Source organism: Exiguobacterium profundum (assembly GCF_042652865.1).
GTDB lineage: Bacteria > Bacillota > Bacilli > Exiguobacteriales > Exiguobacteriaceae > Exiguobacterium > Exiguobacterium profundum.
On record NZ_JBHSHG010000001.1, the window covers coordinates 1116886 to 1130939 of the forward strand.

The following is a 14054-nucleotide window of genomic DNA, read 5'->3' on the forward strand; positions in this document are numbered from 1 at the left end:
ATGATTCGCTATACTTATAAAGGAAGTATGATAAGGAGGGACCTAATATGCAAATCAACTCAGTACGCCCACCGAGTGAAAACCCGTTTGAAAATGACGTTCAATGCAAACGTAATGACGCCATCGACTCTGCGATCGGCTTCATCGTCCCATTTGGCTTTTTCTTCACGATTTTCTTCATCGGTGTCATCATCAAGTTCTTAAGTCTATAAGTGTTCAAACGATTGCCCCGGGGGAGCAATCGTTTTTTAGTGTATCACATTTTATGCCGTGCTACTCGATGATCCCCCGACACATGTTCTCTTCACAGACAATCATCCCGTTCAAATCGGTTCGTAATAGACGTTTCCCCACAACCCGTCGTAACGTCTCCTCGTGCGGATGTCCATACCGATTGTTCGAACCGACACTCGCAATGACCCATTCTGGATCGATTCGCTCAAGCAGCTCTTCTCCCGACGACGTATCGGATCCGTGATGCCCTAGTTTAAATACGTCGACGTCAAGCGTCGGTAACTCGGCTTCTCCTTCTATCGGCAAATCTCCTGTCAATAGATACCGCATGCCACCTACGTTCATGTACAGGCTGATCGAATGATCATTTTCATCTTCGTGTGGGCGATTCGGTGCCACAATCCACATCCATGGCGTCGGCCGATCGTCTGCCTCGAGATAATGGACCGATACATCATAGGCCGCTGCTAAGTGTAGCAGTTCTTCTCGTTTTTCAGCATTCGCCACTTCTTTTGATATCCAAAGTTCTTCCACCGTCACCACTTTCAATAATCCTTCTAATCCGCCGATGTGGTCATGATCCGCATGGGTCAACAGGACAAAATCAAGCGAACGCTCCCCACGCTTCCATAAATAAGGGGCCAATACATCTTCCCCCGGGTCAAATGTGCTTCGCTTTTGCTCGTTTGGATCTTGAAATACGCCTCCTACATCAATGACACCAATCGTTCTTCCCGATTCTACGACGATTGCATCACCTTGCCCGACATCCAAAAAGGTCACCCTGGAGGATTCCGACCATTCTGACCATCCCGCAATCAACCCACATGTCATGATGGCCGCCCCCCATCCGATCCATCGTTTTCGATTCATCAGCGTCAAGCTCCCCCACAATCCTAGCAACAATGCGATTTGCGACGGCAATGCCAGATCGTGCAACGGAAGCCAAGGTCGTAAATCATCGTGGAGGGCGAACATTCCATTGATCTCATCCAACACAATCATGAACAACGGGGCAATTGAAGGAATCATCCATGTGACAAATGCGAGTGGCATGATGATCCACGAGATACAGATGGCCATCACGAGATTCCATATCGGTGCCGCGACGGATAGAACCGGTTGTACTTGCCATAGTACAATCAGCCCAAACAGCTGTGCGAAAACGGACAACTCGATTAGTCCTGTCCAGATTTGTCTCGTGACTAACAAAAAGAAGGTCATCCCGACCGTCAATTGGAAACCCAGATTCGTGAGAAGGAACGGTTGAACGGCCAACATGCCCGCCGCACACCAACTCAAGAGCCGAATCGGGTCTCGAATCGTCACACCGAAAAGAGAGAGAAAGAGGATCGCATCTGCGACGACGACAGCTCTTGCAACAGGTGGGGAAAAACCAGTCATCCATCCGAACATCGTAATACTAAAGATCATCAGTACCGTCTTCGTTTCACGTCGAATAGGGATTGGCTGCATCAATATGCGCATGGCCACGATCAACATGGCAATATGTGAACCGGAAATCACAAGAAGATGAAGAAGGCCCGTCACACGATAAGAAAATGAGGTCTTTTCATCTAGCATTCGACTCTCTCCGAACAATAATGCCTCCATATATAATGCGACATCCGCACGATGACGATGCTCAATTTGTTGAAGTTGTTGTTCTTTCCAACGCAACAACCGACCGTCCCACCCTGCCGTCGGACGACACGTGTCGATTCGCTTCACCTTCCCTTTAAAGGATACGTTTGAACTCCGTGCCCAAGCCCGTTCATCAAATCCCCCGGTGTTTCGTAACGGTTGAAACGCCTCTACTTCGATTTGCACGAGGCACGTCTCTCCAGGTCGTCCGTGTTCTAATTCGCGTCCTCGTAAGACGCCCTGAAGATCGTCTACGTTCCCGTATAGTCTTACCGATTTCCCATTCTCTTTTCGACTTTCGATTGAGAAGGCAATCGTGTCTGACGGTAACGATTCTGTAGGGGTCGTATGGAACGATGCGATACAGATGAGTCCAATCACTCCGGCTTTCGCATACAGGCCTTGCCCACGTCGTGTGACCAGATAAAAGACAATAGCGACCACAGAGACCAAATAGAATCCTTCTTTCAGACCGGTTACAATGAGTACCGCAAACAATGGAAACAGCGGCATCTTAAGGTACCAATAAATATGGCTTCATACTTTCTAATGTCTTTTCGCCGAACCCCTTCACATCACCTAGCGCTTCATATGTTTTAAATGGGCCGTTCGCTTTCAGATGATTTAAAATCGCCTCGGCTTTGGCTGGACCAATTCCTGGAACCGTCATCAGTTCCTCTTTCGTCGCACTGTTGACATGAACACCGTTCGTCTCCATCTCGGGACTCGCTGAGTCTTGCGAAATCGGTGTTTCTCCTTTTTTCGGCACGATGATTTTGACTCCATCAACTAACAACTGTGCTAAATTTAACTGCTCTGGGTCAGCTTCATCTGTCAGGACTGCCAAAGAGAGCACATCGCCCACTCTCGCCCCTTCTGGTACGGTATATACGTTCGGAGATTCAACCGCACCTGTCACATACACAACGAGCTCCATACGCTCTGGGGTCGTGGTCGGCGTGACCTCCTCAGGTTCCATGACGAACTCGTCCACCATTCGTTGCTCCGGTTCCTTTTGATAAAGCAAATAGCCCACTCCTAAAAAAAGAACGACTAGGAGACCGATGACGAGTTGTTTCCATCTTTCCAAGCGAATCACCACCCTGTTCGACTGTTACGTTCAGTATGGCGAATCAGCTGTTTCGAAACACGTCTCATTCTTCCCCACAATCTTAACTTTAGGAAATGATTTGTTTGCATGTTCCATATCGCACTCGTACATGTAACGATATTCATCGACACAATTTCTATGAACAGGTTATAGAATGACGGAAAAAACGGAGACCATCACGTGGCCTCCGTTCCTACTGTTCACTGTTCGATTATTCTTCTTCGAAATGCTGAACCTGGTCAGCGAGTGCCGCTGCCTGTCCTTCTAACTCTTGCATCAATGTAAAGATTTGATCGAAGCTTGCCTGCTGTTCTTTCATCGAGGCTGCCACTTCTTCGTTTCCTGCGGCCAACTCTTCCGTCACCCCAGATACTTCTTCAACCCGACGCAAGACGTTGTTTACCTCGTTACTCGATGTGCGCATCTCTTGTTCGATCGTGCGTACGAACGAAGCGACGTGGTCTGTCCGTTCATGGATTCGGTTGAATGCTTCTTTCGTCAATCCGAACGCTTCTAATTGCGCCTCTTGCTCGCGTTTTGACTCATTCACCGTTTCCGTCAAACGGACGACTTCTTGCTGGATCGTCTCGACGACGTGGAAAATAGAGCGAGTCGCTTTGTTGCTCTCTTCCGCCAACTTCTTCACTTCACTTGCTACGACAGCAAATCCTCGTCCTGCTTCTCCCGCACGGGCTGCCTCGATTGCCGCATTGAGGGCAAGTAAATTCGTCTGAGCCGCGACGTCTTCGACAAGCTTCGCCATCGCCTCAATCTCAGCCGTTTGTCGTGCAAAGTGGTCCATTCGCGTGACAAGCACTTCATTCCGTTCGCTTGAACGATCTAAAATGTGCTCCTGGTCCGTTAATGTTTCAATCCCAGCCGCTACTTCACGTGTCATTTCTGACGTTTCTTCCGTCGTTTGTTTCGTCTGGTTCAAACTCGTCTCAAATGAAGTCGCCATCGTATGCACTGAGCTGAGCGTTTCTTGCAACTCATTTGCAATCGACTGTGCTCCGTGTGCCATCTCATCAACCGCGTTCGTGATGTTAGACGTCGTACTCACGACCGCTTCATTTTCGGCCGCGGCCGTTTCGGTCATCCCGTTCACTTTCATTGATGTGACTCGGATTGACCCGATCACCGTCTGAAGAGATGCCGTCATGTCACGCATGGCACGTTCAAGACGTCCGATTTCATCATTGCGCGTCGACTCAGGCAACGTGACGAGACGTCCGGCTGCAATCGCTTCTGCCACCTTGACATTTTTTTCGAGTGGTCGAGTGATCGAACGGGCAAAGAAGAAGTTGTAGATTCCGAGCGCTAGGATGACGAGAATCGTCAAGAGGACTGAGATCAACAAGAGACGTTCCGTCTCATTTGCCGCCTCTACTTGAAGCGCTTCATAGAATGAACCGTTCTTTGCAATCAACGTATTGATATCATTTAACAAACCTTCCAGTTTAGCTGCCTGGATCCGAGCTCCGATACCACCTTCAAGTGCCGACTCGACATCTTCGTTCACCTGTTCGTACTTCATCGTGGCACGGTCTAAATGATTTGAAAATGCCGGAATCAAATAAGACTGTTTTAAATCATCGAATGTTTCCGCGTTCGTCACACGGATGCGCTCTAATTGAGTCAATGTAGATTGGTTCGACTGTTCACCAAGTGACGTCCAGAGGGATTGTTCTTGTAGGAGTGACGTTTCAAGTTGAGACAATTCAATCATTTGACTTCCATACTGCTCGTTATATGTTTGCAAGCGATTCAACGTCGACAAGACGTAACTCATCATCAGTACGATCAAGACGACAGTGAAGACGGTTGAGAAGATAAAACGTTTACGTAAACTCATTTAAGTGTCCCCTCCTTCAACTGACGTTCTACCGATTCATACTCTGATGTTTCTTTCTCATCCCATTGAATGCGACGAAGTGGGGCCAAGCCGACGCCGCCCTCTTCAATTCCAAGGATGACGTGTTCATTAAATGGTTTTTCGGTCACACGACCCGCGATTTCTACAATCGCCAAATCAACTTGTTTCAACATCGACGTCACAACCGCATCTGGTGCAATCATCGATTGATCACTATCGACCCCGATTGCCTTGACGCCGTATTTTTCAGCCGTCTCGAGTACACCGACTCCTGTAAGTCCAGCTGCAGCATACAGAACATCTGCTCCCGCTTTAATTTGTTTCTCAGCGAGTTCGCGACCGAGCTCTGGTGAAGCAAAATCATTCGAGAAATCAACGAGCATCTCGACATCTTCGTTCACCGCTTTAGCGCCACGTTCAAATCCTGCTTCAAATTTTTGAATGAGTTCCATATCCATCCCACCGATAAATCCAATCGTATCGGACTCTGTCTCAAGACCAGCCACGGCGCCGGCGAGCGTACTTCCCTCTCCCTCTTCGAACGTGATATTCAAGACGTTTGGAAGTTCGGACACGCCATCGATCAAAGCAAATTGCTGTTCCGGATGTTCAGCCGCTACGGCCTCTAAGTCTTCTTGACACGCAAAACCGAGACCGACAATTACGTCATGTCCCTCTTTTACCAATTCTTCAAAACCAACTTTGTATGTCTCCGTTTCGGATAGTTCACGATAATCAACGAACCAATCGCCCGTTTCACGTAGCTCACCCATCCCACGCATAGCTGCGTCACTGAACGATTGGTCCCCGAGACCAACGTCAGATAAAACAACTCCCATCGTCTGTCGTTCTTCGACAGTGGCACTTGGATTGTCGATAACTGACTGACAACCGGACAACCAAAGGGTGCAAGCCGTGATTGTACTGAGCATTATACTTTTCTTCATATATTCAATACTCCCTCTCTCTAATGGTCTGACAACACTTATATCGACCGAGAAAGGGCTATTCTACATTATTTTTTTTAAAAGTTGTGGCAATAAAAAAAGCCATAGACATCGTCCATGGCTTCGTACACTTATTCTTTTGAAGCAGCGACCGTCGTATCAGCTAATTCTCGCTCCGGTGTAGGAGCTGTTGCAACGTTCCCTTTCCCCGCAAAGTTCTCGAGCAAGTCTTTCATATCAATGCCCGAAGAAGCTTTTAATGTTTGTTGAAGCGACGCCATGAGGTCGGTTGCGTAACCTGTCACTTTCCCGGCACCGCCGTTTTGACCGCTCCCCGTGTCGACGACCGTAATCTGATCGATGTTTCCAAGTGGCGATGCAATTTCTTTCGCATAATCAGGAAGCATCTTGACGACCATATCGAGAATCGCAGCCTGCCCGTATTGCGCGAAGGCTTCGGCAATCTTCTCTTTCGCTTCCGCTTCGGCAAGACCGGTCAAGCGGATAATTTCAGCTTCTGCCTCACCTTTCGCACGTTCAGAATCCGCTTCTGCAAGACCTGCCAAACGTACGCGTTCCGCATCGGCTTTCGCCTGTGCTTCAATACGATACTTCTCTGCATCCGCACTTGCGATTTGACGTGCCTTATCCGCAGCGGCAGACTGTTCAATCGAGTATCGATCCGCATCGGCTTTTTTCTTCACTTCTGAATCATATTGTTTCTCACGACGCATGATTTCTTTCTCTTCGAGCTCGATTTGCTTTTGACGCTCGATGATTTGAACTTGCATCTGTTGTTCAGTGACTTCTTGTTTCGCACGCGCTTCCTCAAGCTCATACGCTTGGTCGGCCCGCGCTTTGGCAACATCTTGCTCACGGCGATAAGCCGCAATCCGAAGTTGGTTCTCTTTCTCAGCTTCCGCGATTTCAGACGCACGCTCAAGCTCGGCCTTCTTCGCATCTTTCATTGCTTCCGCCTGTTTGATGCGCGTCTCTTTATCCGCTTCTGCTGTCGCGATATCAGCATCACGCTTCACTTGGGCGATACGCGGTTTCCCTAGCGATTCCAAGTATCCGTTCTTATCTCGAACGTCTTTGATGGTGAATGATACGATGACTAGCCCCATCTTCGCTAAGTCTTGTGATGCAACTCGTTGAACTTCTTGCGAAAACTTGTCACGGTTCTTATAGATTTCTTCAACGGTCATAGAACCTAAAATCGAGCGCAAATGGCCTTCTAACACTTCTTTTGCTTCATTTTCACGTTCAATCTTCGGTTTTCCGAGGAACTGCTCAGCCGCTGTCGCGATTTCACTGATCGATCCGCCGATTTTAATGATGGCTGTTCCGTCCGCCATGACCGGGACACCCTGTTCTGTATACACTTCAGGTGTCGTGACCTCTAATTTGCTTGAGAGCAAGCTGAGCGGTTCTGCTTGCTGGAATACTGGGAAGACGAACGTCCCGCCGCCACGAATGATTTTGACGCGGTTACCGGATGTATCGCTATGTACATTTTTCTTGCCTAAATAACTACCTGTCACAATCAGTGCCTCATCTGGTCCGACTGTGCGATATTTTAGTACGAATACAAACACAAGTGCGAGGATGATGACCCCGACGATAATGCTGACTAAAATAGCCGTATTCATGTGTTATATCTCCTCTCGAATTGTAGGTTCGTCATATGGCATGACGATTGCGATATTGCCTTTTACTTCAATGATAACTACCCGACGATCTGTCGAAATCGATGTACCGTCTAAGCTTTGAGCCGTCTTTAAAAGCGATCCCGTCACTGTCTCAATCAAGACTTCACCGTATCCGCCTTCAGGAATGGGCACGGTCAATCGTCCGACACGTCCAACTAATGCCTCATCCGTCAAACCAATGGACTCTTCCGCATTTGAGAGCGGTAAGAGAACAAACAAATAGAGAAGCGTCGTCAGAGCAAGAGACCCGATCAATGCGACAGCGAGCCCAATCATCGGGGAAACGTGAGCCAATGCGTTTAAGATGAGCCCAATTCCTGCCCCTAGTGCTAAGAAAGATAGGATGACTGCAGGGTTGAACCAACCTTCAAACATATCGAACGCATCGGAAAACATCATGTAAATAAAGGTTCCAAGACCAGCGATGATCAACACCCACCAATAAAGTTGATCGATTGCCTCCATTACCACCCCTCCTGTCGACGTTTTTGTTCCATCATCAGTACGCGTCGAAGTTGTTCGACTTCTAATGCAAGCCGATCTTCAATTTCATCCCACTCCGACAGTGATGAAGTGGATAAGTCGTTCACTTCTCGAACTCGACCAATGGAACGTTCAATCCGTCGCCGATTGTATATGTCGACAAATTCTTGTCGTTCGAGTCGCATCCTGTTTAAAAAATATTCCACTTCTTTTTGAACTTGAACGACTTGATCCGTCACGCCCTCAGAAGAATCTTGCATCAGTAGCCGACGCACTCTCACTTGATGAGCTACTAATTTAGCAATTCTCGCCTCGAGTTCGAGAATGTGCTTGTATAATTCCTCTACCTCATCTCGTTGCGTGTCATCGCGCCACCACACGTCCACCTCACCTCACTTTTCTCTACTCATCTCCATATACGATAAAACCTCATCTTCGGTTTCAAAAAATCATAAAAAAATGTAAAATGAATTTGCCAGACAGAAAGGAAGTGCTCATGTTGGGCAACCAAGTCATCAAGCTATCATCCGCATCACAAGAAAAACTAAAGAAAATGTATCATGAGTATGCAGTCGCGCCACCACCATATGCGACATTCAGCGCCAAGACACCGGGATTTGTCGTAACGGTTTATCAATCAGGGAAAGTGATGTTCCAAGGAAAAGATGCTGAGACCGAGGCAGTGAAATGGGGACTACCTGCTGAGAAGAAACAAGCATCCGCACCGAACACCCTCTTACCTGAAGGATTTTCAAGTTGGTCTGTCATTGGAAGCGACGAGGTCGGAAAAGGAGACTACTTCGGACCACTCGTCGTCGTAGCGGCTTTTGTCTCACGCGATCAAATCGCACTCGTCAAAGAACTCGGCGTGAAAGATTCAAAACAGTTATCCGACCCTGAAATCATCCGGATTGCGAAAGATTTACACGCTACGATTCCCTATCAAAAAGCAACACTGCATAATCCAACATATAACAAAATGCAACGGACGATGACACAAGGTAAAATGACCGCCATCGCCCATAATGCTGCACTTCGAGCGTTGCTTGAGAAAATCGGACAGAAACCCGATGCCATTCTAATCGATCAATTCGCAGAGAAGTCGGTATACTATCAACACTTGCGGGCAGAGCGGGATATCGTGCGCGACGATGTCTACTTTTCAACCAAGGCAGAAGGTCTTCATGTCGCCGTCGCAGCTGCTTCCATTTTAGCTCGCGCCTTCTTCTTAAAAGAAATGGACAAACTAAGTAAACAAGTAGGATTGACCCTCCCGAAAGGGGCAGGAGCAAAAGTCGACCAAGTCGCCGCTCAAATCATTCGAGGTCATGGACAGGATTATTTACAAAAGATTGCTAAAGTCCATTTTGCGAATACAAAGAAAGCCATCAACTTGAATGAACGTCGTTTGTAGAGCTTCGACATCAAGTATGATATACTCGTTTTACGGTTAAATGAACTTAAAATTTTTGGAGGATAGCGTTCATGTTGCATTATAAAACCTACACGATTAGTGATGACCATCCTTGGGTCATCTTTATACATGGGGCCGGAGGAAGTTTATCGCATTGGTATCGCCAACTTCGTCCCTTCCGTAAAAAATATAATGTCCTGCTCGTCGATTTACGCGGTCATGGCGGTTCATACGATGCTGAACAGTCGCTCAAACAACCATTGAATGCCTATACGTTTGATGTCGTTGCCAAAGACGTGATTGAAGTCATGGATCACTTAGGTATCGAAAAAGGGCACATGGTCGGTCTTTCTTTAGGGACGATTGTGATTCAGGCGATGTTTGAGCACTATCCGGATCGAATCGCATCAGTCGTCCTCGGCGGAGCCATTGTAAAATTTAATGTGCGCTCCACGTTGCTCATCCGACTTGGTAGTCTCGTGCAAAACTTCGTCCCCTATATGTGGTTATATAAATTATTCGCATGGATTTTACTCCCGAAGAAGCGTCACAAGAAGTCTCGGATGATGTTCGTCCGCGATGCGGCGAACTTATGTCAACGTGAGTTTATCCGTTGGTTCAAGATGACGGAAAATATTAATCCTTTATTGAATCAGTTCACTTCGATTCAAACGAACGTCCCGATTTTGTATATTATGGGTGATGAGGATTATATGTTTCTTGAAGCTGTCGAGCGGACAGCGAAACATCAACCGACAGCCAATGTTGAAATCGTTGCAGACTCTGGTCATGTGGTCAATGTAGACCAACCCGATCAATTCAATGCATTGTCGATGAATTTTATCGACGATCAGATTCAAGCACGCTCATTACAAATGAGCTAATTCAGGACGCCACTGGGCTTCCTGAATTTTTTTGTGTTTATTTTCAGAAAATATTGATTATTACAAAAATAGATGGTATTCTTTAGCAAATCCAACGAAGAGGAGATGCTCGAAATGTCCAATCCCGTACATATGAACAGCCTGCTGATTATTATTCGACTGAGGGACTGAAATCGTTTTGTTTTCAAAAAACGACTTTTCAGGCCCTTGTTCCCGTGGTAATCGGACAGGCGCCTGCAGATTGAAACCGCGCCTATCCTTGATGGATAGGTTTTTTTGTTGACATAAAGATATAGAGGAGATGATGGAAGTGAAGCAGTATATGATGGATCGAATGGTAAAAATTTCAGCAGGTATGGCAAATGCCGTACTCGTCACGCTCGGTGTCGGTTTATTGATTGAGACGATTGGTAATTTGAGCGGAATCGCGATGCTCGTACAGATTGGACAAGTCGCCAAATCATTGTTGGCACCTGCTTTAGGCGCTGGTGTCGCGTTTCAACTCGGAAGCAACACGCTCATCCTATTTAGCGCCATGATTGCTGCAACCATTGGCGGTGCAGCTTTAAAAGCGTCAGAAAGCGGACTCGTCCTCGTTCCAGGTCAACCGATTAGCGCACTGATTGCAGCGGCTGCCGCTGTATGGCTCGGAAAACGTGTCCTCGGCAAAACAAAGTTTGATATGATGGTCGTCCCGGTCACAGCCGTTTTAGGTGGTGGAATCGTTGGGGTTGCTGCAGCAGCGGTCACGACTCCTCTTATCAACTCAATCAGTCAAGGGATCACCGCATCTGTAGAAACGTCGCCGATTGCCACATCTCTTGTCATCGCACTTGTTTTCAGTGTCATGCTCATGTCGCCTGCATCATCTGCCGCACTCGCCATCGCGCTTCAACTTGACCCTGTCGCTAGCGCCGCTGCCTTGATCGGTTGCTCTGCTCAATTTGTTGGATTTACCTTAATGGCATATCGTCAAACCGACCCAGGTGGATTGGTCGCTTCCTTCTTTGTCACACCGAAAGTGCAGTTCCCGAATATTATCAAAAACCCACGAATCGTCGTTCCACCGTTTATTGCCGCGATGATTTCTGCACCGATTGCTACTTTGATGTTCTCACTCCAAGTTCCTTATGAAATTGCAGGTCTCGGTCTCAACTCCCTGATTGCACCGCTTCAGATTTTAGCGGTCCAAGGGTTGGATGCCTTTCTCATCTTCACCATGACCGGCGTCGTACTCCCTGCACTCATTACATGGGCTCTTTATCGTGTGACGAGTCTTGTCGGATGGACCAAGTTCGGCGATCTCGCACTCGAGATTCAATAATAAAAGGAGCGTTGTCACATGTGGACAACGCTCCCTATTTTTTACGCTCGAAGTTCAGCTCCGTGCGTCGCACGGACCGCCTCGACGATCGTTTCATATGCTGCCGTTACTTCTTCGTCTTGTAACGTTCGTGACGGGTCTTGGAACTTGAGTGAGAAGGCAATCGATTTCTCATCCGCTCCAACATTCTCCCCTGTATAGACGTCAAACAAGACGAGGTCAATCAAGAGTGGACCAGCCGCTTGGCGGATCGTTTGTTCCACTGTCCCAGCTGGAATCTCACGTGATAAGACGAGTGCCAAATCTCGTGAAATCGATGGATAACGTGGTACGTCTTGATAAAGAAGTGTCTCGTCTCCATGAAGTGCCAATAGGTCGAGTTCGAATACATACACTTCCTTCATACCGTAGACGTCTTTTGATGTTCCTGGATGCACTTGTCCGACATATCCGATGACCTCTCCGGCCATCAAGATGTTCGCTGTGCGACCTGGATGCATGTCAGGCATCGATACGGCCTCATACGTGACATCTAGGCGAAGCGTTTGGACTAACGTGTCGACAATCCCTTTTGCGACGAAATAGTCGACCGGGACCCGTGTTTCTTGCGAACGATGGTCCATCCAAAGACCTGTGACAACGCCGGCCACCCGTTCTTTCTCACGCGGTAACGTTTCTCCGTGCTCCGTATAGACGCGCCCTGTTTCATAAAGTGCGACGTTCGATTGTTGACGCGCCGTGTTGTAGCGCGCTGCCTCCAACAATCCAGGGATGAGCGACGTACGAAGGACAGAGCGTTCTTCACTCATCGGCATCGCCAATCGGACGAGCTGATCGTCTTTTCCACCGAAACGTGTCGCATGCGCCTCACTCGTTAACGAGTAAGTAATGGCTTGTGATAAGCCGACTCCTTGTAACAAACGACGTGTCTGTCTGCGCAGTACGTTGATTGCTGGCAAATACCCTTTCGATTGTGAGGCAGGTAACGTCGACGGGAGACTATCATATCCGTATAGACGTGCCACTTCTTCTGTGATGTCAGCCGGAAGCTCTAAATCCGGACGGCGCGATGGAATGTGTACTGTCAGCACGTCATCCCCTTCTGTCGCGAGACCGAGACGCTCTAAGATGTGAACGATTGTCTGACGATCGAGTGTCATCCCTAAACGCTTGTTTATATAGTCAATCGACACTTGGATTTCTCGGGCACGTGATTCGGCTTCACCTGAACGCACCGCATCATGAATGGCTCCTCCACCGAGTTCGACAATCAATTGCGCAGCACGGTCAAGCGCGAGCATGACACGTTCTGGGTCAACGCCTTTTTCGAAACGAGCGCTTGAATCTGAACGAAGACCGAGCGTACGGCTCGTCTTGCGTACGGATGCCGGATCAAAGTACGCTGACTCTAAAACGATATCTGTCGTTGAAAGATCTACCTCTGTATTGGCACCACCCATGACGCCTGCGATGGCGACCGGGGCTTGTCCGTCCGTGATGACCATCATCGATGAATCGAGCGTACGCGTCACGTCGTCGAGTGTGACCATTTCTTCTCCATTTTCGGCTTGACGGACCACAATCGAGTTGCCGAGTTTCTTCGCATCGAATGCGTGAAGCGGTTGTCCGATTTCAAGCATCACGTAGTTCGTCACGTCGACAATGTTGTTGATTGGACGGACACCTTCTGCGATCAAGATATTCTTTAGCCATTGTGGCGACTCTGCAATCGTTACCCCTTTGACTTCACGAGCTGCGTAATATGAACAGTTCGGTGTCGCAAGTTCGATAGATACCTCCGATGGTGATGATGACGTGACATCTGCCGTCGGCAACGTGTATGGACGTTCTAAGATGGCCGCAACCTCATGAATGATTCCATAGAGGCTCAAGCAATCTGAACGGTTCGGAGTCAAACCGAGTTCGATGACTTCATCGTCCAAGTCGAGTAAATCGAGCACATCTGCTCCGACTTGTACGGATTCACGGAATGTGTGGATCCCATCCTGCTCGTCTTCCCGAATTTGTTTCTTCTCAAAGCCGAGCTCTTCGAGTGAACAAATCATCCCTTGTGATTCGACACCACGAAGTTTTGCTTTTTTGATTTTTAGTCCTGGTAAGCGTGCGCCAACTTTGGCCACGATCACATGTTGCCCTTCGCGCACGTTCGGTGCGCCACAGACGATTTGAACAGGGTCACATTCTCCGATGTCCACTTTCGTCACGTTTAACTTATCCGCTTCCGGATGTTTCTCACATGAAAGGACCCGTCCGACGACGATCCCAGAAAGTCCTTCCCCACGATTTGTCACACTTTCGACTTCGATTCCGTTCTTCGTAATCAAGTCACCGAGCGCTTCGCCGCTTAAATCGGATACATCAATATATTGATTCAACCATTTTTTTGAAAGTAACATCTGTCTTC

The 14054-nt window shown here is 48.0% G+C and carries 12 protein-coding genes; 4 read left to right on the forward strand and 8 right to left on the reverse strand.

The window, feature by feature from the left end; translation table 11 throughout:
- Positions 1–47: 47 nt before the first annotated feature.
- Positions 48–212, forward strand: a complete 165-nt coding sequence (locus ACFO4U_RS05825; protein ID WP_012726678.1) for a YqzM family protein — start codon at positions 48–50, stop codon at positions 210–212.
- A gap of 61 nt (positions 213–273) precedes the next feature.
- Here ACFO4U_RS05825 and ACFO4U_RS05830 read toward each other — a convergent pair whose 3' ends face one another.
- The 7 genes from ACFO4U_RS05830 to ACFO4U_RS05860 all read right to left on the reverse strand — a co-directional run bounded on the left by ACFO4U_RS05830 (position 274) and on the right by ACFO4U_RS05860 (position 8387).
- A complete protein-coding gene (locus tag ACFO4U_RS05830) occupies positions 274–2391 on the reverse strand; it encodes a DNA internalization-related competence protein ComEC/Rec2 (RefSeq protein ID WP_215243816.1) in 2118 nt (705 codons plus the stop codon).
- Position 2392: 1 nt separating this feature from the next.
- Positions 2393–2968, reverse strand: a complete 576-nt coding sequence (locus tag ACFO4U_RS05835; RefSeq protein WP_215243815.1) for a helix-hairpin-helix domain-containing protein — start codon at positions 2966–2968, stop codon at positions 2393–2395.
- Positions 2969–3200: 232 nt separating this feature from the next.
- On the reverse strand, positions 3201–4844 hold the full coding sequence (locus ACFO4U_RS05840) for a methyl-accepting chemotaxis protein (RefSeq protein ID WP_214683985.1): 1644 nt from the start codon (positions 4842–4844) through the stop codon (positions 3201–3203).
- Positions 4841–5812, reverse strand: coding sequence for a BMP family lipoprotein (locus tag ACFO4U_RS05845; RefSeq protein WP_159562516.1), 972 nt, complete (start codon positions 5810–5812; stop codon positions 4841–4843). Before ACFO4U_RS05845 ends, ACFO4U_RS05840 begins: the two co-directional genes overlap by 4 nt.
- Before the next feature lie 131 nt (positions 5813–5943).
- Complete coding sequence (locus tag ACFO4U_RS05850; protein ID WP_074036561.1) at positions 5944–7464, reverse strand: flotillin family protein; 1521 nt, start codon at positions 7462–7464, stop codon at positions 5944–5946.
- Between the two features lie 3 nt (positions 7465–7467).
- Positions 7468–7989: an NfeD family protein gene (locus tag ACFO4U_RS05855; RefSeq protein ID WP_074036559.1), complete on the reverse strand. Its 522-nt coding sequence runs from the start codon at positions 7987–7989 to the stop codon at positions 7468–7470.
- Positions 7989–8387 carry a hypothetical protein gene (locus tag ACFO4U_RS05860; protein WP_196430893.1) on the reverse strand — a complete coding sequence of 133 codons (399 nt, stop codon included), beginning with the start codon at positions 8385–8387 and terminating at the stop codon, positions 7989–7991. The genes ACFO4U_RS05855 and ACFO4U_RS05860 overlap by 1 nt, the downstream gene beginning before the upstream one ends.
- 119 nt (positions 8388–8506) lie before the next feature.
- On the opposite strand from ACFO4U_RS05860, the gene rnhC reads away from it, so the two are divergent.
- From rnhC to ACFO4U_RS05875, 3 genes are all read left to right on the forward strand, one after another.
- A complete protein-coding gene (rnhC, locus tag ACFO4U_RS05865; protein WP_380081280.1) occupies positions 8507–9421 on the forward strand; it encodes a ribonuclease HIII in 915 nt (304 codons plus the stop codon).
- Positions 9422–9492: 71 nt separating this feature from the next.
- Positions 9493–10305 carry an alpha/beta fold hydrolase gene (locus ACFO4U_RS05870; RefSeq protein ID WP_078147177.1) on the forward strand — a complete coding sequence of 271 codons (813 nt, stop codon included), beginning with the start codon at positions 9493–9495 and terminating at the stop codon, positions 10303–10305.
- A 301-nt stretch (positions 10306–10606) separates the two neighbouring features.
- Positions 10607–11629: a PTS sugar transporter subunit IIC gene (locus ACFO4U_RS05875; RefSeq protein WP_074036553.1), complete on the forward strand. Its 1023-nt coding sequence runs from the start codon at positions 10607–10609 to the stop codon at positions 11627–11629.
- 41 nt (positions 11630–11670) lie between these two features.
- Here the strand turns inward: ACFO4U_RS05875 and pheT are convergent, their stop codons facing one another.
- Positions 11671–14046, reverse strand: coding sequence for a phenylalanine--tRNA ligase subunit beta (gene pheT, locus ACFO4U_RS05880; RefSeq protein WP_215243813.1), 2376 nt, complete (start codon positions 14044–14046; stop codon positions 11671–11673).
- Positions 14047–14054: the final 8 nt, after the last annotated feature.